Raw genomic sequence first — 23,656 nt, 5'->3', positions numbered from 1 at the left:
TACCCAGCAATGTTATTACTAACTTACTGACAAACTGGAATACGGATTTGAAACTCCGCTCCCTCGCCGGGTTCTGAAGTGCAAGAGAGTGAACCACCATGTTTTTCCGTAACGATTTGGTAGCTAATCGACAAGCCCATACCTGTTCCTTTACCTACAGGTTTTGTGGTGAAGAAAGGATCGAACAAGCGACGGCGAATAGGCTCTGGTATACTCATCCCATTGTCTGCAATCCGAATTTCAATTTGATGAGCATCAATTTGTTCAGTGTGAATAGTAATAGTTGGAGTTGTAATTTGTCCTTGATTGTTCGTTAATGACTCTTCCAAAGCATCGATCGCATTACTCAACACATTCATAAATACTTGATTTAGCTGCCCTGCATAGCATTCTACTTGGGGCAAATTGCCGTAATGTTTAACAAGCTCAATACCGGGACGATCTGACTTGGCTTTGAGGCGATGTTGCAGAATCATTATGGTACTGTCAATGCCCTCATGAATATTAACAGCTTTAATTTCGGCTTCGTCCATACGTGAGAAAGTTCGCAGAGAAGCGACAATTTGCCGAATCCGGTCTGCCCCAACCCACATAGAAGACAGTAGCTTCGGCAGGTCTTCTAGTACGAATTCTAGATCGATCGCCTCTGCTTCTGACTGAATCTCTGAATGGGGAGATGGGTAATGCTTCTGATAAAGTTCCAGCAGTCTTAGCACCTCTTGGGTGTAACTGTTGGCATGGGTCAGATTGCCAAAGATAAAATTGACTGGATTGTTGATTTCGTGAGCAACCCCAGCTACCAGTTGCCCCAAGCTCGACATTTTCTCGGTCTGCACAAGTTGAGCCTGAGTTTGTTGTAGTTTATACAGAGATTTTTCGATTTGTTCGGCTTTTTCTCGCTCTCGCGTTTCGGATGCTTGCAAAGCTTCATTTTTAGTTTCGAGTTCTTGTGATTTAGCTTCCAGTTGTTCTGAGTAAGCTTGCAAGTTGGTGTAAAGACGGGCGTTGTCGATCGCAATCGAAATTTGTGCTATCAACAAACTCAGCACATTTACCCGTTCTGGGGTAAAAGCACCAGAAATGAGATTATTTTCCAGGTAAATAATCCCAGTAAACTTGCCAGAGTGAATCAGCGGCAAACACAAAATTGACTTGGATTGGTAAGTGGTGATATAAGCATCAGTCGCAAAACGGGAGTCTTTAACAGCATTGTCTAAAACCAGATTGTTTCTAGTTCTTTCCACATAGTTGCATAAGGCAACCGGGAGTAAGGGTGAATTAGTTTTATTGTCTGCGTTAACAACAACGCTAACCTCCTTACCGATAACTATTCCCGTCGCTTCTAATATCCATTTATTCTCGTGCGTGGCAATAAAGTAACCTTGTTGAGCACCAGCATTTTCGATGACAATCTTCATCAATTTTTCGAGCAGGTGATTTAGCACCATTTCTTCTGACAGCACCTGTGCAGCTTTCATCACTGTCATAAAGTCAAGAATGTGAGCGTTTTCTGTAGTCGTAGAGCTTGTTTGAAGAGTGTATAGGTAATTCGTTTCTGTTTTTTCTGTGTTTGACCGCAAAATTAATTGCGGATAGCGTGCTTCTAAATCTTTGACTTTAGCAACAGCACCCCAATGGCTATAGGCGTAGTAAGCATTTGTCATGTATGTTTGGGCGATCGCTTCTTTACGCCATGACAAATAGAATTTGGCTGCGAGTTCGTGGGCGATCGCTTCTTCGTTGATATACTCGTTTTCTTTAGCAAGTGCGATCGCTTTTTCATACATCTCGATCGCTTCGATTTTTTCACCTAAAACCCGATGCCGTTCTGCCTCTACCAAATAGAATTTGTGTAAATGATTCATTGGGGCATAATCCGCCCATTTTTGGATTTTTTCTTGATTAGCTTGGACGCGATCGAGGATGGCCTTTTGCTCTGACTCTGAGCGATCGGCATATACTGCTAGCCGTACTAAAGAATCGTAAAAATTTAATACCGGAACAAAGGGCATTCCTACCACTACATCTAAATACTTCTGGGCTATAGCGAGATTCTCAATCGCTTCCGAGTAATTTTCAAACCAATAACAAAGCAAAAATTTGTTCAAATATATGTAGCCAACTCCCCCGTTGTCGTTTGCTTGCTGGTGCAGTGGCAACCCGATCTGTTCATCGCAGGCTTCACCCTTAAGCAGGCAGGGATTTTCACTTTTTCCCAGTAGATTTAAGGTAGCCTGCCAATAAATTTCTATATAATTAAGCGCTGTTTTTTGCTTAATTTTATGAATAGCATCTCTGTTTCTTGCTATTTCTCTTTCAAGAACAGTTAATTCTTTACCGCTAAAGTAAGCTAAACAGGAGTACTGGAATAGACTATAGCCTGCATATTCTAAATCTCCTGTCTCCATTCCGCTAGAGTAACCTGACAGCAAAGGCTCTAAGCTTTCTTTCAGATGCTCTTTCCAATGTCGGATAAATAGATTTACGATGAAAACTGTCTTGGCTTTGATTTCTTGAGCATTTAACTTTGACACTAGATTTAAAGCCAACTGACCAAATTTATAACCTGAATCAATATCTCCCACAATCGCACACAGAAGAAAACCATAATTGGCATAAGCAAAAGGAGAAACGGTAGCATTACCATATTCGACGGATAATTGTACTTGTTTGCACACCGTCAAGGGCAACAGTGTAGGAGCAACAATATATGCAGGAGCAAAGATACTTGACAAAAGTCTAATGGCTGCTAATTTATAGCGATCGCTCATTTGAGGTAGTTCAATTAAATCCTCAATTCGTCTTCCACTTAAAATTGCCGCAGTGTCAGCCAATCCTTGCCCAATATCTGACGCGTTCGGTTCTTGAGGAAACTCCACCCCTAAGAGTTTTAAAACTTGTAGCGCTGTGTTAACCGCTTCTAGCAACCTGTTCTGCGCCATATAAGCTTGCATTTGGACTTCATACACTTTAATTTTGTCCAGTAGCGTCATAGCACGGTTTTGGACGATCTCAAACAATCTCTGCATTTCTTCAAAATCACCGCTCAAAAAAGCTGCCTCTGCCGCTTCTGAGTGCAGTGCTAATGTCAGTGCATATTCACACTTCCAGCTTTCTTCTGTTAACAGTCCCAAACCAACTTGCAAATATTTGATGGCGGAATCGTGGGCTGTGGCTGCTTTTGCTCTTTGACCTGCAATGAGATTTAGTTCTGCAAGTTGATATTTTTCTGCTTCAGATATCAGTAAATCAGTACCGTAATTGAGTTGATTAACTAAAGCAAATATATTTTCTTTGCGTTCTTCTAGTGTTGTATTTTGTAGCAGTAATTGACCAATTTTCAGATGCGTTGCTTTCTTGCGATCGTCGGGAATCAGAGAATACGCCGCTTGCTGTACTCTGTCATGTAAAAACTTGTAATCAACCTTGACATCAGTTAAAGTAATTTCGTCAGAATCTTCCTGACTAAACACTAAGGGAATTTTGTAATCCTGATTTAACGGCAGAATTAACCCAGCTTGCAGGGCTGACCACAACTGCGCCGCAGTTGTAAGAGAAGATACTTCGTTGACGATCGCCAATACATCCAAGTTAAAAGTATTACCAATACAAGCAGCCAGTTTAAGAACTTGTTGTGTTTCTAATGACAGTTTGCGAATATTTCTCGCTGTCAATTCAACAACATTCAGGTCAGTAATGCCGATTGCTTGAATATGTTGGATATTCCATTGCCATACTCCTGAATGGAAGTCGTATGTTAGTAAGTCTTCTTGGTGTAGGGTTTTCAGCAGTTGTGTTAAGAAGAAGGGGTTTCCTCCAGTTTTGTGGAATAGTAATTCTGCTAGTGGCTGACTGTGTTCTATGTGATTCAATGTATCGCTAATTAACGCTTCCACATCCGTTAACTGCAATGATGACAAGACGATGTTATTCACCACCGCACCAGAGGATTGAATTTTGGACAAACTCATCATCAATGGATGAGTGGGCGACACTTCATTATCACGGTATGCCCCGATTAGCAATAAATATTTGCGCTCAGTATCCGTCATCAATAGCTCAATTAAGTTCAGTGATGCCGAATCTGCCCACTGCAAGTCATCCAGAAAGACAACTAAGGGATGGTCTTGGTTCGTGAATACCCCAATGAATTGCCCAAAAACGCGATTGAAACGGTTTTGAGATTCTGTTGCTCCCAATTGTGTTACAGGTGGCTGAGTTCCAATAATGAGTTCGACTTCGGGAATCACATCAATAATGACTTGCCCGTTTTCTCCCAACGCAGTTAACAGTTTCTCTTTCCACCCTTGGATTTGGGCAACGCTTTCGGTGAGTAATTGCTGGCTCAAAGATTGGAACGCCTGAATCAACGACGTGTATGGAATATTGCGTTTGAACTGATCGAACTTGCCTGCAATGAAATAACCTCTGGCCCCAACAATCGGTTTATGAACTTCATTGACGACACTCGTCTTGCCAATGCCCGAATAACCAGAGACGAGCATGAGTTCGCTGCTACCTCCTGCCACACGCTCAAATGCAGTCATTAATGTTGCTACTTCTGCTTCGCGTCCGTAGAGTTGTTGTCCAATCAAAAAATGCCCAGATTTGTCCCGTCTTCCTGGTACGAAGTTTTCAATCTTGCCAATCACTTGAAGTTGAAACAAGCATTCCTCTAAATCGGCTTTCAGTCCCCAAGCGCTTTGATAGCGCTCCTCTGCTGTTTTCGCTAACAGCTTCAAAATAATTGCACTAATTGCCTCTGGCACATCTTCCAGAACACGACACACGGTTTCGCTACAGGGTGCGACTGGCATTTTGGCGATGTGACAGTGGATCAACTCCATCGGGTCACTAGCATAAAACGGCAGCGTACCAGTTAGCATTTCATACAAGGTGACACCCAACGAGTAGAAGTCGGTGCGATAGTCACACACCCGGTTCATTCTGCCTGTTTGCTCAGGCGACATATAGGCAAGTGTACCTTCAAGCAAATTAGGATTGCTCAAAGTAGGATTTTCTCGATCGAGGCGCGAGGAGATACTGAAGTCAATCAGTTTGACTTCCCCAGATTCGGGATTAATTAAAATATTGTGCGGCTTAATATCTTTATGTATAATTTTTTGGGCGTGTAGCTCTCCTAAAGTCTGTGCCAAATTAATCGCCACCTTAAGAAAAGTAATCAAGGTAGTTTTTTGAGTCGCAATTATTTCTTTGAGCAAGCAACCCGGAATATCTTCCAAAACCAAAGCCAAACCATGCTGATAATTCTTTAACTCGTAGGCTTTAACAATGCCAGGAATTCGCAGTGACTCAATGATTTGATATTCGTGGCGCAGTCGAGCAATATCTTCCAGTGGTGGATGTTCGCACAGAAGAGTTTTGATCGCCACAGAGACATTATCGGTTTCTCGCCGTCCACGATAAATGACGGTTTTACTACCGGAGTGAAGGGTTTCGAGAAGTTGATAACCAGATAAAGTAGCTGTCATTGTTTTCTCTTGCAATATAAGCATTCTTAATATGCCCATGCAAGTTTAGCTTTGTAACATGTGAGACAAAAATAAGCATATTTTTACGAGATGTTACATGAATTATTTTAAATAAAAGTGTATATTATTACTTTATTTTCACGGGATTTTGCGTGTTTTTGAACTGTAATGAAGTAACGCTTATCTTATCGCAGCCGCAAGTAAAGACATGACACAACGAATCAAAGCCAACGCCTATTTTCTCTGCAACAAAAGAATCGTTGGATTTTCGCGGGAGCTAGCTTCTCGATAAAAGATATCTAATATAGCAATCCGATTTGATTTCTGAATTAATCGTAGGGACTAGGGACTGGGAACTGGGGATGGTGGGGCCCCCTCTGGGGATAAGGGGTAATGGGGACTGGGAAGAAGGAATAAAGGTGTACTGAGTTTTTTTCACGCAATCAAATATGAGTCCTATATCATGTCCGCTAGATTACTTATTAAACCTGAATAACTCCACCCCGCCAAAGCTACGCTGTGGCGGTGAGAGTGTCAATTACCTAATTTTCTCTGGAAATAGTCGCGCCAACTTTCGGGTAAGGCTTCAAGTTGAGTAGCACGGTGAAGTAACTCTGGATTATCCTGCTCGCGCACATAAAGTTGAGTGATATCGGCAACCGTGATGTTATTATTATCCCGGCTCACTAACTCTAAATTGTCTCCGGCTCCAACTTCGCCCTCTTGCAAAACACGGAAGTAAAATCCGGTTCGACGACTTGCGAGAAATTGCTTAACTATATCAGGTCGTCTAAAGCGAATCCCCAGTTTGTAGCAGGGTAAGCGAGGTTGTGTCACCATTAACCTGACATTGCCAATCCCAAAGCGATCGCCAATGTTCACTTCTTCTTCTCTCAATCCAGTAGTCGTAAAATTTTCACCAAAGATACCTAACGGCAGTTCTGTATCAGGCAATTCACCCCGCCAATACTCGTAATGCTCGAATGGGTATAGATAAACTGCTTTATCTGCTCCTCCATGAACGGTTAAATCAGCCTGTCCATCCCCATCCAAATTAAGCGATCGCACAGTAACGCGATCGCTAACTGGCTCTTTGAAAATTCCAGTGCTAACTGTTTTCCCTTTCCAGGTAACTTCACGTGGAAGTCCGACGTTGACAGAGATAAGTTTCATTTTCAGATGTTTGCATTCATAGCAGTGGACTCCTTGCAGAATAAAAACTGGGTGATATGGTCTTTAAGCAGATATTCGTTAATCATACAGTTTTCTGAAATGAGGCGATCGCATTTGTGTATTCTCCAGGTATGAATACTGCACCCAAACAAGCAGAAAAGGTGGATGTGTGGCATGAATATGTCGGATACTGTGAATTCATCGGCAATAGTAAAACTACTGACTGCTAATTAGTCCCTTGATTTTTCAGCTAAGTAATTACACAACTTCAGCTTTTTACAAGTTAATTGAATATAAGGCTATTATTTGATTGCGTGAAAAAACTCAACACAACTTCAAGAGGCTTCTTTCCTGTTCTCTGTTTCCCGTTTCCTATAATAGTATTTTTCTAGAAGTTTAAAATATCTAATGATTCTTCTATTTCTAAATCTAATATCATTTCTCGTGTATCTTTGAGTGCTTCTAGCTTACCTTCTTTACGATAAATATCTGCCGCTTTTTGAAAATCTTCAATTGCTCCCTGTTTATCTGCAATTTCTAAACGAATATTGCCACGGTTATAATAAGCATCAGCATAACTAGGATTAATCTGGATTGCCTGAGTATAATCTTCAATTGCGCCCTCAAAATCTCCTAAATCTGAACGAGCATTTCCACGGTTGTAATAAGCATCAGCATAACTAGGATTAATTTGGATTGCTTGAGTATAATCTTCAATTGCGCCCTCAAAATCTCCTAAATCTGAACGAGCATTCCCACGTTTTTTATAAGCTATAGCATCTTGAGGATTAATCTTGATTGCTTGAGGAAATCCTGGCTGATAGCCTAATAAATAACGAGTAATTCCACGGTTTTTATAAGCATCAGCATAATGAGGATTAATTTTAATAGCTTGGGTATAATCTTCAATTGCTCCTTGATTATCTCCAACATGAGAACGAGCTTCAGCCCGATTTTTATAGGTTACGGCAACATTAGGATTAATTCTAATAGCTTGAGTATAATCATGAATCGCTTCTTCTAATCGCCCCAGTTGATAGAGAGCTAAACCTCGTTTATTGTAAAATTTAGCATTATGAATATTCATCTGGATTGCCTGGGAATAATCTGCGATCGCAGCTTCGTAATCTCCTATCTGATAGTGAGCTAAACCTCGTTTATAATATAAAATATCAACATCGCCTTGATTAACTTGTAAGGCTTGATTATAGTTAATAATTGCATTTGTATATTCTCCTTTTTGAAAGCATTCATCGCCCAGGTTTACATAAAATTTATTTAAATCTTCATTATGATATTCAGGCTGAAAAGGGGATTTGAGTATTTGATGATTAGTTGGCTTAGATATAATTTCCTGTTTTGGAAGATATTTATAAATAGGTGGTTGTTGCCGAGAAGAATTATTTATAGAAGATTGTAACTGTTCTAGATAACACCATAAACCACCACCATATAGTAATTGTTCTATTCCAAAAGAAATTTTCCCAGTCTTCAACTTAATCATCTGGGTTGGGAGAAAACCAGCCAAAAAAAGGTGATACTCAGATTGTGCTTCACTGACATCTTCTTGAATTAAAATGCAAACTACAACTGCATTTTTTTCAACTTCTTCAGAACTAATTGACCATCTAACTCTGTCAATGCGACCATGACGAGATTTAACCTCAATACCAATAGATGGGTCAGAAGTCAAGGTAAAATCTATATTACCATCGCCGCCAAATCGCTTTTCATAATCGACTTCGGTAATAAAATCAGCTAAACGTTCTTTGACAACTTCTTCACCCAACTTACCTTTGAGATAGCTAAGAAAAACATCACGCACTGGTAAAACACGCTTATATTTTTCAGCCATTTGCCAGCAAAATTCCCGTAGTGCTTTTAACCTCTCTCCAGAAATTATAGTTAATTCACTATATTGACCTTCTGTTTCACAATGAAGCAGAGAACCAGATGCTAACCTTTTAATAAAATCAGACTGTAGCGATCGCAGTAGTGTAATCCAGTCCATTTATATTTCTGCGAATCTTTTGATGAGATTATTCTATTAAAATATCCATTCGGCGTAAAGCTTTTAATTAGCTCTTTAAGCGCAGCCATGTCTGATTATGCCAGAATTTTGAAGAGTTGGGAGAGTGCGATCGCTGGGAATAATACATGAAATATTAGCTAACCACCAATCGCCCAAATGACCCAAAATCAAAACCCCAACCCAAACTCTCTCACCGATTCCAGTCCCCCCTCCTCGCTTGCGGGGAGGGGGTTAGGGGGTGGGGTTCCGGGATACCCTTGGCAAACCCCACACGAACTTTGGAAAAAACTTAAACCATTAGCGCGACAGATGCGGTGCGAACCAACTCCAGCAGAAAAGCTACTTTGGGAGAAGTTGAGACACAAGCAACTTTTGGGTTTCAAGTTTCGCCGTCAGCAAACAATTGACCGTTTTATCGTCGATTTTTACTGTAATGAAGCGCGGTTAGTGGTGGAAGTGGATGGTGAAATTCACGACTACACGCAAGAGGAAGATGCGATACGTCAAGAATTTTTGGAGAGTTTGGGATTGCAGGTTGTGCGATTTAGAAATCAGGATGTTCTGGAGAGGATGGAGGAGGTGTTGCAGGATATTGGTGTTTGGTTGCAGAGATAGAACCCCACCCCCAACCCCCTCCCCGCAAGCGAGGAGGGGGCTAATTATGTGGTTTTTGGGGGTGTGTGCAATCGTATAATTTTACATAAGTTTGACAAATTTCTAAATTTTAGCCTTACTACTCCACTACTGACTTCATTAACTGTGTTGCGATCGCAGTAGTATAATCCAGTCCATTTATATTTTTGCGAATCTTTTGTGAGACTGATGAATCAGAGTCATCTTTCCTGGAAATGGATAAGCCATAACAAATATCTCAAAACCAAAATTTTAAAAATAATTCTCATAGCCCCATCCTCGCTTGCGTCTTGAGGGTGAGGTTCTAAGAACAACTAGTAAGGGCTGCACCACATTGTTCTTCCCTTGTCAACCAACCCTTAACACCTTGATATTCCACCTGCGCCCAATCTCTCTGACAGCCTAACAATTTGACAGCCGTATTAGCAGGAATTCTTCTTAGTTTTTGGCTTTTTTGACTGCTACTAGCATAGAAATCTACGCCGTTAGTACCGTAGCCTCGCGTTGTTAAGCCTAACTTTGGCACAAATACCCATCCAGTTCCTTGAAAACCATTGCTAGCATTAGTAATCTGCACCCAATTTCCAGCAGCACCAATAACATGAACTGTTTCGCTAATGGGTATTTGTCCTATAATTACGTTATTTGTACTTGCACCACTCCGTACATTTAACCCTTGCGAATCTGTATCAATGACGTAGGCAAAAATATCGCACTTTTGAGAATTACTTGATTTCGCTAAACTTATTTCACTAGTTATACTAGTATTGAGTATCACACTAATACAACTAAATGCCAATCCGATCGCTAACTTTGATGCTGGATTTTTCACTTTTTTTGTCATCATTTCTTCAAGTTTTTGGCATCAGTACCCAAGGCTAGAGTCTTATTGATATCTCCTAATCTACATAAACAAATTATGGTTAACTTTGTAACGTAGTTCTATCAAAGAGATTTTAGTACTGTAATAACACTTTTATTTTACAAAATTTAGTCTTGCGATGTCTACGATGGTCACTGAGTCACTGAGCTTGTCGAAGTGCGGGCTACGCCTACACGGATAAATGCAACACAACGACATCATTAAGTATTAAGATGTCAATAGATAGTGTAGTTAACGCCAACAATAAGTTCAAATTTCGACAAATATTCATTAAATTATATGAGTAAAAAAATACATTCTATATCAAGTAGCATAGTTCAAGAAATTAATAATCTCGACAATGTGAGTATTTTAGAATTAGACAAAGAAGAAATTATTAGCTTATTTAAGTTTCATGGAATCTTACTTTTTAGAGGATTTGATGTTGATGTTGATATTTTTAAAGAATTTACCAATCTCTTGAGTATCGATTTTATAAATTATGCCGGTGGTGCATTCAGTAGAAGAGTAATTAATGGGGATGAGACTCTTTTAAGCGTTAATGATTTTAAATCTGAGATTAAGTTGCACGGCGAAATGTATTATCAGCAAAATATCCCACTTTTGCTGTGGTTTTTCTGTGCTAATCCACCATTAGAAGATGGTGAAACTACGGTATGTGATGGTAGACAATTTTTTAATGAAATTAGTAGTTCAACTAAAGAGTTATTCAACAAAAAGAAGTTAAAATTTAACGTTCGGATATCTCAAGATGACTGGCAGAAAAAATATCAAACAGATGATTTGAATCAGCTAGAAGAAATGTGTCGCAAAAATAATACACATTTGACAGTAAATGAGGATAAATCGATTCTGCTTGAATACATTTCTCCAGCTATTATCCCTAGCAGATGTGGAAAATATCAGGTATTTATTAATAGTCTATTGCCTACAAAGCAGTTAAACCCAAAGATTATTAATTTTGAAGATGATTCAGAAATTCCTGAAGAGGTTGTCTCTGAACTTAATGAAATTGCTGAAAAAATAACTACGGAAATTTCGTGGCAAAAAGGCGATATTTTAATGATTGATAATACAAGAATACTTCATGGAAGAAGGTCTTTTGCTGACGATCAAAGAGATATTTATATCAGGCTGTGTTCTCCAGCTTTTTCATTTTGATATTTGATTACACCAGGTTTCATTTATTTAAATAATATCTGTCATAAGATATAGCTTTGCTGTGCTATTACTGCATTATCTATCACACAATACGTTTTAGTTAATGCTTATTGGTGTAGATAATTGGTCTTTAAAGACGCGATAAATCGCGTCTCTACATTAGGGTTTTGTTGCTCTATTTGAACTGTATTGATCTATAACAGGTTACTTCATATCATAGCCAAACAAATTTGGGTCTACTTCTCCTAACTGCAACTCTGCTAAACCATACTCCGCCCATCGTCTCTCTACCATCGCCGCCACATCTGGGTCGGATTCCAAAGGCAAACCCCATTCATGGTTTGTTTCCGGCGGAATCTTTGTAGTTGCATCAATTCCCATCCGTCCACCTAAGCCAATCTTTTCACTAGCAAAATCTAAGGTATCAAAAGGTGTATTCGGCAAAATAAAGACATCCCGCACTGGGTCAACTTTAGAACTAATTGCCCAGACAACTTGACGCGGATCGCGAATATTTATGTCTTTATCCACAACAATTACAAATTTGGTGTATGTAAATTGTGGTAAAGCACTCCAAAACGCTAAAGCCGCCCGTCGCGCTTGTCCCGGATATGCTTTATCTATGGAAATAATCGCCGCTTTGTAACTCAAAGCTTCCATTGGTAAGAAGAAATCGACAATTTCTGATACTTGTTGCCGCAGTATGGGCGTATAAATGCGATTTAGCGCGATCGCCATCATCGCTTCTTCTTTGGGTGGACGACCGCTAAATGTTGTTAAGTAAATCGGATTTTTCCGGTGCGTCATACACTCGAAGCGAATTAACGGCGAATCTTCAACACCGCCGTAATAACCCATGTGGTCGCCAAAAGGCCCATCTGGTAAAACTTCTCCTGGTGTAATCGTTCCTTCCAAGACAAATTCTGAATCTGCGGGAACTTCCAAATCTACAGTTTTACACTTCGCCAACTGCACGCCGGAACCGCCATAAAGTCCTGCAAACAGCCATTCTGATAAATCTACAGGTATAGGTGTAGCTGCTGCCATAATAATTAGAGGATCTACACCAAGTGCGATCGCAACTTCTAATTTTTTCCCACGTTCGGCCGCTTTTCGCAAATGCCTCGCCCCACCCCGCACCGATAACCAGTGAACCGTCATCGTATTTTTAGATTGTAGTTGTAAGCGATACACACCTACATTTGGAGTACCAGTTTCACAATCCTTGGTAATTACCAGTCCCAACGTGATAATCTTGCCAGCATCACCATTATAAGGACGTATCAAAGGCAACTTATTTAAATCTAAATCATTACCTTGAAGCACAACTTGCTGACAAGCGGGGAAAAAGTCTCGTCCTGGTTTTGCCTTCACCACATCAAACAGCACTTTTCCAAAATCTATCGCCTGGGAAATCTTCTTTGGTGGTTTTGGCTGTTGCAGCATACTCAATTTTTTCCCCAGAGTTTCCAACTCCTCTGGATGCTGCATATTCATCGCCCAGCAAATCCTTTCCACAGTTCCCATCAAATTCACCGCCACCGGAAAGGAAGCGCCTTTGACGTTTTCAAACAACAACCCTGGGCCACCTTTTTGTAGCATTCGGTTGGAAATCTCAGCAATTTCCAAGTCTGGGTCAACTAAAGCTGAAATTCGCCGTAATTGTCCTCTTTCTTCCAAAATTTTAATGAATCCCCGCAAGTCTCTCGCCATTGTTCTAATAAAGCTGATTATTTAAGAAGTGTGAAGCGCTTTCTTATATTATGGGGCATTGGGAGAGAGGACTTGGAGACAAGGAAAGCTGATGAGTAAAGTAGTAAACCTACTGTTCCAAAAGTTGTGTAAAATTACTCCGCCAGAGTGATGTTACTAACCCTTCATATAAATCAAGGGTTTTGAAACCTAAACTTTCAGTTACCCTGAAATTGATATATATATAAAAGAGCAATTTTCAAATGACCATTTACTTTTATAAGGTTTGGCAGCCTTATGGCTGTTTTTCTAACTTTTCTCTCCACGGAATCCACATTGAGGGTGCTTACTGGCCGACGGTTGAGCATTATTATCAAGCGCAAAAGTTTGTAGGCAGCACAGATGCCGCAATTATACCTCTCATCCATGCTGCCGCCACCCCAGAAGAAGCTGCGACTTTGGGAAGATGTAGCACTCGCCAACTCCGTCGAGACTGGGATTTGGTTAAAACTCAAATTATGCGAGAAGCTGTACTCAAAAAGTTTCTCACTCATGCTGATATCAGAGAAGTTCTCCTGAAGACAGGTAATGAGATGTTGGTTGAAAACTCCCCAACTGATTCTTTTTGGGGCTGTGGTGCTAATAAAAGCGGTCAAAACCATCTTGGTAAAACTCTCATGAGTGTGCGTGAAGAAATTCGTAATTTACTATCTTTAACAGTAATTTACGAATAATTTAATCAAAATAGTTACATTCAACATCAAGTCAAGCAATTAAACGGGGAATAGTCAAATTCCCCAGCCAAAAACATTTAAAAAAAATTACTAATAATTTAGTTATGGCTTTGAATAAATTTTAACTAATTGATTAATGGGCAAAAATATTAAAAATATTTTTTTAATTTAAAGAAATTATTCCAATTCTAAATTAAGTAAAATTACTGGAATAGTTTAATGATTGAGAATATAAAATTAGTAAATGTCAATGATTAAAAATTTCTTAACTTTAAACTTGAGATGATAGCTGAAAAGTATTTAATGATACAACGGTTTTATATCTCCCCTAAATCCACTTCACAAGGGCTATAGGGAACAAGCAAAATATCTGTTACTTTTCAAACATCCTCTAATCTATTTTCAAAAATATTTGTAATACATGTATGCCCTTAGCGATGCATTAATAGCAAGAATTTCTTGAAATAGGATGAAAATCAAAGCATTGTAAGTTGAAAATTTCGATCGGGGACAAATATAAAAAAAATTATACTTCAGTCTTGGTGTATACAAACAATGACACGTAGGGATAAACCAAACGAGTTACAGCAAAACTTCGATCGAGAAAGTTTACTGCACCGGATGACAAAACAGATTAGGCGATCGCTCGACCTTCAAGAGATATTAACAACAACTGTTAGTGAAGTGCGCTTATTTTTGGGTGCAGATCGGGTGAAAATTTATCGCTTTGATGCTGATGGTAGTGGTGAAGTGATTGCAGAATCTATTCATAAACAACGTCTGCCATCCTTATTGGGTCAACGCTTCCCAGCTGATGATATTCCAGAAGCTGCTAGAGAGATGTTTTTGTTAGTGGGGCAACGTTCGATTGTCGATGTGGCAAATGAGAAGATTGGGCTATCGCCTCTACAGTCAAAAGAAACTGGCAAACGTCTAGAAACTAATATCTACTATCGGCAAGTAGATCAGTGCCATATTCAATACCTCAAAGCAATGGGCGTGCAGTCTTCGTTGATAGTACCAATTTTAGATTGCGACCCACAAGAACTATCGGCAAAGCCTAAATTGTGGGGATTGTTGGTAGCTCACCACAGTGAACCGCAAAAGATTTTGAAGGGGGAACTAAAAGTATTGCAGCAAGTTGCTGACCAGGTAGCGATCGCGATCGCTCAAAGCAATCTACTCACTGAAGCCCACGCCAAGCAAAAGCGAGAAGCTACTATTAATCGAGTCACCACATTATTGCATAAACTGCCGACAATCCAATTACAAGGAGCACTAGAAGAAGTTATTACTGCCTTCTGTGGAGTCGGTGGCAGGCTTTACATTGCAGAGAACCGAGAACTATACACTTGGGGCGACCAACCGACACTCCCCTACGAGTTAGATAACACTATTATCGAACAGCATCCCATCTGGCAAAACTGGATGGCTGAGTTTCAACAAGGTAATATTTGGGCAACTACTGACCTCTATAAAGAACCACGTTTGCGAGTTTTGGCTTTAGCATTCCGTTCTAGTGAAATTCGCGGACTCATGGTGATTCCGCTACATTACCGCGAAAAATTTATTGGTGTCTTAAGTATTTTTCGCTCGGAATTGGAAACGGAAATCTTGTGGGCGGGACGATGCGAACATAATCGGCGACAACTTTTACCCCAGCTTTCCTTTGAGGTTTGGCGAGAGCAAAAAAAAGGGCAATCACCTGAGTGGAAGTTGGAAGACATCTTTTTGGCACAAGCTTTATACGATCATTTCTCAATGGCAATTCAGCAGCAGCAGATGTATAAACAGGTACAATCCCTGAATGCCAACTTAGAACTGCGGGTGCAAGAGCAAACCTCTGAACTCGAAAAATCATTAATGTTTACCAAAGTCATCAAGCAAGTCACAGAGCATATTCGCCGCACATTGGACTTGCAAGCAACTCTGCAATCCATCGTTCAAGAAGTCCGTCCTCTGCTAAATTCAGACCGAATGCTGATTTTCCACCTGAAGACTCAATCAGTGATTGTGGAAGAGATTAATGGTAATTGGCAGTCAGTTTTAGGAGTGAATGCACCACCAGAATGCTTTCCTGATGATTATACCCGTTTATACTGTCAGGGTAGGATACGGGCAATTAACAACCTTTCAACGGCTTCTTTAAGTGATTGTCATCGAGAGTTTTTGCAGAGTCTGCAAGTGCAAGCAAACTTAATAGTTCCAATTAATATGGGTATGGAACTATGGGGCTTATTAATTGCCCATGAGTGTGAGGCTCCCAGAAATTGGCAGGATACAGAAATTGATTTATTGCAGCAGGTGGCAGATCAGGCTGCGATCGCAATTCAACAAGCACAACTCTACCAACAAACTTCACTAGCCGAAACTGAAGCCAGAAATCAAGCCGCTCAGTTAGAGCAGACCCTATATGAACTCCAAGAAACACAGACAAGATTGATTCAGACCGAAAAAATGTCCAGTCTAGGACAGTTGGTGGCGGGTGTCGCCCACGAAATCAACAACCCTGTTAACTTTATTTACGGTAATTTGTGCCACGCCAGTGATTACACTGAACAGCTGCTAGAAATTTTACGTCTCTACCAGCTATACTATCCCCATCCCCATAGTGAAATTCAAGCCGCGATCGAAGCGATCGATTTTGAATTTTTGGTAGAAGACCTGCCAAAAATCATGATCTCAATGCAAGTAGGAACCGAGCGCATTCGCTCAATAGTGTTGTCGTTACGCAATTTTTCTCGCTTAGATGAGTCTGAAAACAAGCGCGTTGACCTGCATGAAGGCATTGACAACACCTTATTAATTTTGCAACATCGGCTGAAAGGAAATGCTGAATTTCCACGCATTCAGATAATTAAAGATTATGGCAATATCCCACGGGTGGAATGCTATGCCGGTCAAATGAATCAAGTATTTATGAATATTTTCAGCAATGCCATAGATGCTCTGGAAGTAGGGCGTCGGGAGTGGCAAAAGCAGGGTGACAAGGAGAATAACTCATGCCCAATTCCAACTATCCAGATTTCCACTAAAGTCTCAGCAGACAACTCTCGTCTGTTAATTCGGATTACTGACAACGGGCCCGGAATGAATGAAGAGGTGAAAAAGCGAATTTTTGACCCATTTTACACTACCAAGCCTGTGGGCAAAGGTACAGGATTGGGATTAGCAATCAGCTATCAGATTATTGTCGAAAAACATGGGGGAATAATGGAGTGCATTTCAGAACCTGGCAAAGGTACAGAGTTCTGGATTGAGATTCCCATCAAGCCTCCAGCCAAAATCGTTAACTAGCAATAGGAAGTGGGGAATGAGGACGCAGGCGAAGAATTACTTTTGGTGATTGACCAATGCTCAATTGTTAGTTTCAAAACTTAAAAATTGACCGAGCAATTTTTAAATTCATCCACAAGATAGATGATAATTTTCTTAACATATAAGCTAAAAAATAGCTGTCAGCGATCCAGAGCGTGCAATATATTGAATTTGATTAAAAATCGTTTAAAAGTAAAGTTTAGTTGCAAAATAAATCCCTCCCAGCTACAAGTGATAATCTAATAGTTGAAGCTAAGAAACAAGCTTCCCGTGGCAGATATAACAGCTGCGTTTGAAATGTTAGTAAGAGGTATAAGACGCTGTTTAACTTACATCTGTCTCGTCAAAATACAGCAACACCCAACGCGAAAACTGCTGTTTCCTCAAATCTAGAAGATTAGGGGGCACTGTAACTGATTTTCATTACTTGTTTACAAAAACAATGGAAGTTAGTACATCCCTAACTACGATTGACAAAGAGAGGAGATAGTTCAGGGAGTAGAGGCTTGGGTGTTGTTGTGTTTAAAGAGAAGTCTGAAATAGGGACTCCTCTGGGTGTAAGATTATACGAAGTTGAATAGTGAGAAACAGTTAAAATAGCGCCTTATGTCAATAATTGCGCTCAGAGCGTGGTATCTACAGGATTATGAGCCGATTCCAGAACTGGAAAAACGTCAGCCAGACATTCGCTTAAGCAAAAAAAGCCTGCTGAAATCAGCATTGCGAGCAGACTTTTTGGAAGACAGCGACGAAGTGAAAAAATCAACTTGGTTTGGGCGCTATTTGGAAGGGGAAAATATTGAATTTTATATTGAAGGTAGCGGCGGCTATTGCGTCTCTAACATTGACTTAATTAGTCATGAAATTTATTTCACTAAACAGGCGGTCTTGGCTCAGTTAGAACCAACAATTTTTTTATCCTATCAAACTGAGTATGGCGCAGCGACGAATATTCTCAAAGAAGAACTGCGAAAAAGTTTAGACAATTTAAACTTGCGATCGCGTCTTCCTCTAACATTAATAGAATCCTCTCGTCCTAGCGGTGGTACTTTCCGAATTAACCGCACAATCATGCGGAAAATCCGTAAGAGTTTGTTATTTATCGCTGACACCACGCCCATTGCTAGTATTGATGGTAAAGAAACCTCCCAATTAATTCCCAGTCCGAATGTCTGTGTTGAGATTGGCTATGCCATCCAAAGTAAGCGATCTGAACAGATTCTACTAGCGCAAATGCAACGCCCAGATTTTGAAGGTGAATTTCCCTTCGACTTACCGACACAGCAAATTTTGCAATTCCAAGACACTACAGAACTGGACAAAATCCTGACAGAGACGATTAAAAACCAGCTAGCACGATTCAAATTGTTTTTTTGAGTAAAATAATACAAAATAATATTACTTACTAAAAATTGAATTATAGCGCTCCTAAAACATTTGTGAGAGTCGGCTCATTGACGCTCTGAACTGCAAACTCTATTTTTAGACTTGCTATTCAGAGCTTTTTATATTTAGAGTTTTTTAGAATTATTTCTTTTTATCCTTATCTAGTTTTTCTTGGATAGCTTGGCGACAAAATTCTGGTGGATCTTCTTGTGCCTTCACCTCTTCCTTCATTTTTTCAGTAGCACGAAAACTAATAGTAGCTGTCATGGGTTCCTCACCTTTTGGTTGTGCTGGCTCAAAATTCTGTGGGTTCCCTTTAGGATTAGGCATTGTTGAGAGATGTAAATAAGGCTTGATACTAATGTTTGCGAGGGAATAGAGTTTTAAATCGGTGAGCATATTGTCTGGAAAACTTGTAGCTCACCGATACCACTTTTACAAGAGGTAACTCTATTTTATGTTTACGCGTTCCGAGTTAGAAATCAAAACCATCAAAGAACTCAGTGAACTATGCTTACGCTACGGCATCAAACCAACTGGGAATAAAGGGTACAAGACCTCATGGATTACATCCTTGATGGTCTTCCCTCGAATGGCGTTATCCCAGTTTGAGGCAGGTAAAGGGTTAAAACCTCCTACCTTTGTTTTCATACAAGCAGTGAGCAACGCTATAGATGAGATGAATGCTCCTACAGATGAGCAAGCTGCACTTATCAAAATCACGATGGAAGGGAGAATCATGAATTACCCAGATAGGTATACTCAAGAAAAACTGCTAGCTTTGCATAAAGCAAAAATGTATCTAGAGTTAGCACTTGGATTATTGAGTAAATAAATTAATTCTTTAATCAGTACGGCAAGACCCTTTAAAGGGTCTTTTTTTAATAAATTAATAAGTATATTTTTATACTTGCCGATTATACTTAAATGTTGAAACTAGGGTATTTGAGCATTAGAAGAGGATTTATGAGAAAACAAAGGCTGAAAGTATTGTTATTGCTTTAATTAAAATAAACGAACAGGTTTACTTTGCAGCTTAGAACTAATTGAACTTACCCGATCGACCACAGAAATCATGTATTTGTAATCTGGTACTTGTCCATTGGGTACATACCCCACTTCTTGAGCTAAATCTGAAGACGATTCACTCATGACTTTGCGGATAAATTCTTGACGGTTACGTTCTACATTCGGCCCAATCAAGACCACACCTAATGGTACATAGTGAGGGTCTTTAAATAGTATGCGGAATTCGGTTGGCGCCAACTGCGAACTGTAGAGACTTAATTCCGCCTCAGAGACGGCACAGGCGATCGCTTTTCCTTGAGCGACCAATTCCAGTGCTGCTTTGGGTGTGGGCGCAAACAGTATTTCAGCCAGTGTTGTACCATAAAGATTGTAAAGAGGAAAATAATATCCTGTTGCTGAACCCAACTGTCCTAAAGCCACAGTTTTGCCTTGTAGCTGTTTCAAGTCAGTTATCGGATTATCTTTGCGAACAACGAAGATTGAACGTAAATTACTAATACCTATTAAAGGAAATAGGGGAACATATTGGTGACGTGCGATCGCAATAGCCGCTAAACCTGGTGGAGCAAATACCAATGACCAAGCACGAGCATCAAGGCGCTCAACCGCTCTATTTTCATTAAAAACAGGCTCTAATTGAATATATGAGTTTGTTTTTTCACCTAAGTAACTATTAAATTTAGCATATTGATTAATTATCTGTTCGCCTCCACCATAGTTGATTACACCAATAGTTAACGTGCCCTCAACCCCATTTCCATTTTGTGGTTTGCAGGCAGCAAATGTAAAACCTAGTAGATGAAACAGAAATAAACGACGGGGAAATCGCACAAACATCACTAATTATGGTTAAGGAAATGATTTGGCTTTCAAGACTAATTTAGATAAATTTTACTGCTGCCTAAAAAGGTTATATTGCAGTAAAAAATTAATATTTATTTAGATATTGTTGAGATGCTTTCTAACAGGTATAAATAAATATTAGACAAACTCACAGGCCACCTTCGTTGCTTAGGTTATGTTAAACAACATTACGTTAAAAAACTTAAAAATAGGTGCTAAATTTAACTTGCTTTTAATATTAGTTTTCATCATCAGTATTTTAGGAAGTGGCATTGCCTTATCCAGTGTACTTCAAGAGAGAGCGCAAAATGAAGTCAGTTCTCAAGCGGAGATTCTCATCCAAACGGTGAATGCAGTTAGAGATTATACACAAAATCGTATTGCTCCCCTATTAGAACCTAGATTAGATACTAACCCAACATTCCTGCCTGAAGTAGTACCAACTTTTTCCTCTAAAGAGGTTTTTGAAAATTTTCGTAAAAAGCCTAAATTTAAAAACTTTTTTCATAAGGATGCAACACTTAATCCAACCAATTTAGCGGATAAAGCTGATAATTTTGAAACTCAACTTGTGGAGCGTTTTCGCAACGAACCTAATACTCTAGAAATTACAGGCTTTCGTAAATTGTCAGAAGGCGAAGTCTTTTACATTGCACAACCACTAAAAATTACACAAGCGAAATGTTTGCGATGCCATTCTACACCAGATCAAGCTCCTAAAAGTCAGTTGCTAAATTATGGCTCGGAAAATGGTTTTGGCTGGCAACTCAATCAGATTGTTTCTGCTCAAATTATCTCTGTTCCTTCTCAAGATATTTTTGCCAATGCCACACGGACTTGGATATTGATAATGGGACTTTTAATTGCGATCTTTGCGCTCGTAGTTTTCTTAATTAACTTCTTAATTACAAAATATGTGATTCAGCGCATCAGAAGAATAGAGAAAATAGCTCAAAAAGTTAGTATTGGTGATATGAGCGCTGATTTTGAAGAAAGCTCTCATGATGAAATTGGCGGGTTAGCAGAAGCATTTAATCGGATGAAAGCTAGCTTGAAAATAGCTTTGGAGATGCTGAACAATTAAGGCTAATAATCCATAATTCACAGAGATAAAAACGCAATTTCGAGAAAATCAAGAAAGTAAGCGTTGCTCAAATTGCAAAGCTTTTTGAGGTTCAGGGATTTGCGCTCCTAAAATTTTCACAAATTCTGCACGAGAGATTTGTCCAGCAGATTTAATAGCTTTTTGCACTAGAAACTTAGCTATCGGGCCAATTAAATCAGCCAACTCACGTTCGCACTCTTCCAAAAATTTTTCACTGATGACTTGAGATTCTTGGTTTGGTAAATTATTTGAGTTAATACCAGATTGGTCAGCTTTTACAGTAAGTTCTTGTAAGAGAGTAGATTTTTCTAGTAGAAATGTTGTTTTCTTCTTAAAATCAATTTGTTGATTTTCTCGAAGATGAAGGGCTAATTGACTAATTAATTCTTCCAAATTGGACGCTGATGCTGCAACTTGTCGTAGTAATCTTGAGGCGATGGGGCCGACAAATTCTAAAAGAATTGTTTCTAAGCGGTTGTAACTTTCCCCAGACAGAATAGAAGCAGTCGGATACCCGATTGAGTTTTGTTGAGTAAGCGAAGTTTGAGGTGGTTGTGTAAAATCTGGTAGTTGAAGCGATCGCGCTTCTACCTGGTAATCTTGACGATCGTATTCTTGCTCTTTGGGTGTCGAAGATGGTAGTTGAAGCGATCGCGCTTCTTTTGTAATATCGAGATCCTTAAGCACGTGTAAAACTTCAGCCGCAGACTGATAGCGCTGTTTAAAATGATGTAGCACCATTTTAGATAGCACAGATGCCAACTCAGAACTGACATTAGCTTGATGCTGCCAAGAAATTTCTCCTGTATCTGGGTCTTCTTCAAAGTTTATCGGATGTAACCCTGTCAGCGATTGTATACCAATAATGCCCAAGGAATAAATATCACTGTTGAGGCGGGGCTTGCCTTGTCCCTGTTCTGTAGACATATATCCGGGAGTACCAATAATAATAGTAGCCCCCGTGTGCCCTGTAATTGTGAGCAGTTGAGTTTGGACTTGTTTAACAGCGCCAAAGTCAATCAGCACTAACTTACCGTCTTGTTGCCGCCTAATTATATTGTCCGGTTTGATATCTCGATGAATAACGTTGTGGCTGTGAATAAATTGTAGAATACCCAAAACCTGTTGGAGTAGTTGAATGACTCGATCTTCTGGCCAACGTTGATTGGGGAATAGTTCCGCTTTCAGGGTATGTCCTTCAATGAACTCTTGCACCAAGAAGAACTCTTGGTTTTCTTCAAAATAGGCTAAAAGCCGAGGAATTTGGTCATGGTAGCCCAGTTGTTCTAGTGTTTCTGCCTCACTAGTAAATAGCCGTCTGGCAGTTTTGAGAAATTCAGGACTACGAGTGACGGGCTTAAGGTGTTTGACAACGCATTTTGGGAAACCTGGCCGATGGGTATCTTGGGCTATGTAGGTTTGACCGAATCCACCTCCACCTAATATCTGGAGGACTTGGTAACGTCCGTCTAATAATTGTCCTAGCATTGTGTTACAAGCCTTAATTCCTCAAATTAATCTTGACACAACTACCAGCTTTGGTAAGGTTTGTTCAGACAGAAAGTAGGTAGTGGCAAAATTTCAAGCAAGGTTTTTTGAGGATTACATTACAAGTTTATGACTAACTAAACTCCAGATCGGCTTGCAGGCATATTATTGTTGAAGCTTTAATAATTCCTCAGAAATCGCCAGTGCCTCAGCTTTTGAAGTAGTTGTTGGTTGAGAGACTACGCTAACTTTTCCTAATTGAGTTTTATTGACAAAATAGGTTATTCCCCGAAAGCTCAATTTATAGGCTACTGGTGCTAGAGAAACTTCTGCCGATTTAGAATTTGGATCGACACAATAGTTAACACCACGGTACATCAAATTATAAACTGGCCCAATTTGAGGAACTGGTTGAAACGGCTGTTCTGTTTTTTTGCTGCCAACTTTGTTTTGGTTATATTCGTAGCTTAGACCACGATAGTAAAGTTTCATAATTTTCGCCTCCTGAATAACTGTTTTTCAACAATGCCAATGACTTATCAGATGTTGATTAGAGAGTTATGCAAGAGCTAAGGTAGACTTACACTTTTTTAAGGAACTGCTTAAAGGATTAGGCGTCTAGAGTGAAGAGTCATTGGGCATTGGGCATTGGGCATTGGGCATTGGGCATTGGGCATTGGGCATTGG

The 23,656-nt window shown here is 39.7% G+C and carries 16 protein-coding genes; 7 read left to right on the top strand and 9 right to left on the bottom strand.

Features of this window, described 5'->3' with window-relative positions; all coding sequences use genetic code 11:
- Positions 1–23 precede the first annotated feature (23 nt).
- From RM049_RS31265 to RM049_RS31255, 3 genes are all read right to left on the bottom strand, one after another.
- Positions 24–5,492, bottom strand: a complete 5,469-nt coding sequence (locus tag RM049_RS31265) for an AAA family ATPase (protein WP_322706939.1) — start codon at positions 5,490–5,492, stop codon at positions 24–26.
- A gap of 534 nt (positions 5,493–6,026) precedes the next feature.
- Entirely contained in the window at positions 6,027–6,665 is a 639-nt protein-coding gene (locus RM049_RS31260; protein ID WP_322689971.1) for an MOSC domain-containing protein, read from the bottom strand.
- A 388-nt stretch (positions 6,666–7,053) separates the two neighbouring features.
- Positions 7,054–8,676 carry a tetratricopeptide repeat protein gene (locus RM049_RS31255; protein WP_322706938.1) on the bottom strand — a complete coding sequence of 541 codons (1,623 nt, stop codon included), beginning with the start codon at positions 8,674–8,676 and terminating at the stop codon, positions 7,054–7,056.
- 177 nt (positions 8,677–8,853) lie between these two features.
- On the opposite strand from RM049_RS31255, the gene RM049_RS31250 reads away from it, so the two are divergent.
- Entirely contained in the window at positions 8,854–9,312 is a 459-nt protein-coding gene (locus RM049_RS31250; RefSeq protein WP_322706937.1) for an endonuclease domain-containing protein, read from the top strand.
- A gap of 322 nt (positions 9,313–9,634) precedes the next feature.
- Here RM049_RS31250 and RM049_RS31245 read toward each other — a convergent pair whose 3' ends face one another.
- Complete coding sequence (locus RM049_RS31245) at positions 9,635–10,174, bottom strand: SH3 domain-containing protein (RefSeq protein WP_322686226.1); 540 nt, start codon at positions 10,172–10,174, stop codon at positions 9,635–9,637.
- Between the two features lie 381 nt (positions 10,175–10,555).
- On the opposite strand from RM049_RS31245, the gene RM049_RS31240 reads away from it, so the two are divergent.
- Complete coding sequence (locus RM049_RS31240; RefSeq protein ID WP_322706936.1) at positions 10,556–11,374, top strand: TauD/TfdA family dioxygenase; 819 nt, start codon at positions 10,556–10,558, stop codon at positions 11,372–11,374.
- Between the two features lie 204 nt (positions 11,375–11,578).
- On the opposite strand, the gene RM049_RS31235 is transcribed toward RM049_RS31240, so the two are convergent.
- Positions 11,579–13,087 (bottom strand): UbiD family decarboxylase, encoded by a 1,509-nt coding sequence (locus RM049_RS31235; RefSeq protein ID WP_322706935.1) that lies wholly within the window; start codon positions 13,085–13,087, stop codon positions 11,579–11,581.
- Between the two features lie 242 nt (positions 13,088–13,329).
- On the opposite strand from RM049_RS31235, the gene RM049_RS31230 reads away from it, so the two are divergent.
- The 3 genes from RM049_RS31230 (at position 13,330) to RM049_RS31220 (ending at position 18,495) form a co-directional block, all read left to right on the top strand.
- Positions 13,330–13,800, top strand: coding sequence for an N-glycosidase (locus tag RM049_RS31230; protein WP_322686124.1), 471 nt, complete (start codon positions 13,330–13,332; stop codon positions 13,798–13,800).
- 555 nt (positions 13,801–14,355) lie between these two features.
- Positions 14,356–17,097 carry a GAF domain-containing protein gene (locus RM049_RS31225; RefSeq protein WP_322706934.1) on the top strand — a complete coding sequence of 914 codons (2,742 nt, stop codon included), beginning with the start codon at positions 14,356–14,358 and terminating at the stop codon, positions 17,095–17,097.
- Positions 17,098–17,724: 627 nt separating this feature from the next.
- The gene (locus RM049_RS31220) at positions 17,725–18,495 is read left to right on the top strand and encodes a hypothetical protein (RefSeq protein ID WP_322706933.1); all 771 of its coding nucleotides are present in this window, start codon (positions 17,725–17,727) and stop codon (positions 18,493–18,495) included.
- Between the two features lie 150 nt (positions 18,496–18,645).
- On the opposite strand, the gene RM049_RS31215 is transcribed toward RM049_RS31220, so the two are convergent.
- Positions 18,646–18,834 carry a hypothetical protein gene (locus tag RM049_RS31215; protein ID WP_273767980.1) on the bottom strand — a complete coding sequence of 63 codons (189 nt, stop codon included), beginning with the start codon at positions 18,832–18,834 and terminating at the stop codon, positions 18,646–18,648.
- 127 nt (positions 18,835–18,961) lie between these two features.
- Between RM049_RS31215 and RM049_RS31210 the strand changes: the two genes are divergently transcribed.
- Positions 18,962–19,339 carry a hypothetical protein gene (locus RM049_RS31210; RefSeq protein ID WP_322706932.1) on the top strand — a complete coding sequence of 126 codons (378 nt, stop codon included), beginning with the start codon at positions 18,962–18,964 and terminating at the stop codon, positions 19,337–19,339.
- 170 nt (positions 19,340–19,509) lie between these two features.
- Here the strand turns inward: RM049_RS31210 and RM049_RS31205 are convergent, their stop codons facing one another.
- Positions 19,510–20,370: a phosphate/phosphite/phosphonate ABC transporter substrate-binding protein gene (locus tag RM049_RS31205; protein WP_322674371.1), complete on the bottom strand. Its 861-nt coding sequence runs from the start codon at positions 20,368–20,370 to the stop codon at positions 19,510–19,512.
- A gap of 181 nt (positions 20,371–20,551) precedes the next feature.
- Between RM049_RS31205 and RM049_RS31200 the strand changes: the two genes are divergently transcribed.
- Positions 20,552–21,460, top strand: a complete 909-nt coding sequence (locus RM049_RS31200; RefSeq protein ID WP_322706931.1) for a Tll0287-like domain-containing protein — start codon at positions 20,552–20,554, stop codon at positions 21,458–21,460.
- A 48-nt stretch (positions 21,461–21,508) separates the two neighbouring features.
- On the opposite strand, the gene RM049_RS31195 is transcribed toward RM049_RS31200, so the two are convergent.
- On the bottom strand, positions 21,509–22,969 hold the full coding sequence (locus RM049_RS31195) for a serine/threonine-protein kinase (RefSeq protein ID WP_322706930.1): 1,461 nt from the start codon (positions 22,967–22,969) through the stop codon (positions 21,509–21,511).
- Positions 22,970–23,134: 165 nt separating this feature from the next.
- Positions 23,135–23,461 (bottom strand): DUF4278 domain-containing protein, encoded by a 327-nt coding sequence (locus RM049_RS31190; RefSeq protein ID WP_322706929.1) that lies wholly within the window; start codon positions 23,459–23,461, stop codon positions 23,135–23,137.
- Positions 23,462–23,656 lie beyond the last annotated feature (195 nt).

This window comes from Nostoc sp. DedQUE04 (genome assembly GCF_034530995.1).
Taxonomy (GTDB): Bacteria; Cyanobacteriota; Cyanobacteriia; order Cyanobacteriales; family Nostocaceae; genus Nostoc.
This window is presented reverse-complemented; position numbering and strand designations above follow the sequence as displayed.

Coding starts and splice junctions, on each gene's coding strand:
- RM049_RS31265 (WP_322706939.1), bottom strand. CDS start 5,492: ATGACAGCTACTTTATCTGGTTATCAACTTCTCGAAACCCTTCACTCC.
- RM049_RS31260 (WP_322689971.1), bottom strand. CDS start 6,665: ATGAAACTTATCTCTGTCAACGTCGGACTTCCACGTGAAGTTACCTGG.
- RM049_RS31195 (WP_322706930.1), bottom strand. CDS start 22,969: ATGCTAGGACAATTATTAGACGGACGTTACCAAGTCCTCCAGATATTA.
- RM049_RS31245 (WP_322686226.1), bottom strand. CDS start 10,174: ATGACAAAAAAAGTGAAAAATCCAGCATCAAAGTTAGCGATCGGATTG.
- RM049_RS31225 (WP_322706934.1), top strand. CDS start 14,356: ATGACACGTAGGGATAAACCAAACGAGTTACAGCAAAACTTCGATCGA.
- RM049_RS31200 (WP_322706931.1), top strand. CDS start 20,552: ATGTTAAACAACATTACGTTAAAAAACTTAAAAATAGGTGCTAAATTT.
- RM049_RS31250 (WP_322706937.1), top strand. CDS start 8,854: ATGACCCAAAATCAAAACCCCAACCCAAACTCTCTCACCGATTCCAGT.
- RM049_RS31215 (WP_273767980.1), bottom strand. CDS start 18,834: ATGCCTAATCCTAAAGGGAACCCACAGAATTTTGAGCCAGCACAACCA.
- RM049_RS31210 (WP_322706932.1), top strand. CDS start 18,962: ATGTTTACGCGTTCCGAGTTAGAAATCAAAACCATCAAAGAACTCAGT.
- RM049_RS31205 (WP_322674371.1), bottom strand. CDS start 20,370: ATGTTTGTGCGATTTCCCCGTCGTTTATTTCTGTTTCATCTACTAGGT.
- RM049_RS31230 (WP_322686124.1), top strand. CDS start 13,330: ATGACCATTTACTTTTATAAGGTTTGGCAGCCTTATGGCTGTTTTTCT.
- RM049_RS31190 (WP_322706929.1), bottom strand. CDS start 23,461: ATGAAACTTTACTATCGTGGTCTAAGCTACGAATATAACCAAAACAAA.
- RM049_RS31255 (WP_322706938.1), bottom strand. CDS start 8,676: ATGGACTGGATTACACTACTGCGATCGCTACAGTCTGATTTTATTAAA.
- RM049_RS31220 (WP_322706933.1), top strand. CDS start 17,725: ATGTCAATAATTGCGCTCAGAGCGTGGTATCTACAGGATTATGAGCCG.
- RM049_RS31235 (WP_322706935.1), bottom strand. CDS start 13,087: ATGGCGAGAGACTTGCGGGGATTCATTAAAATTTTGGAAGAAAGAGGA.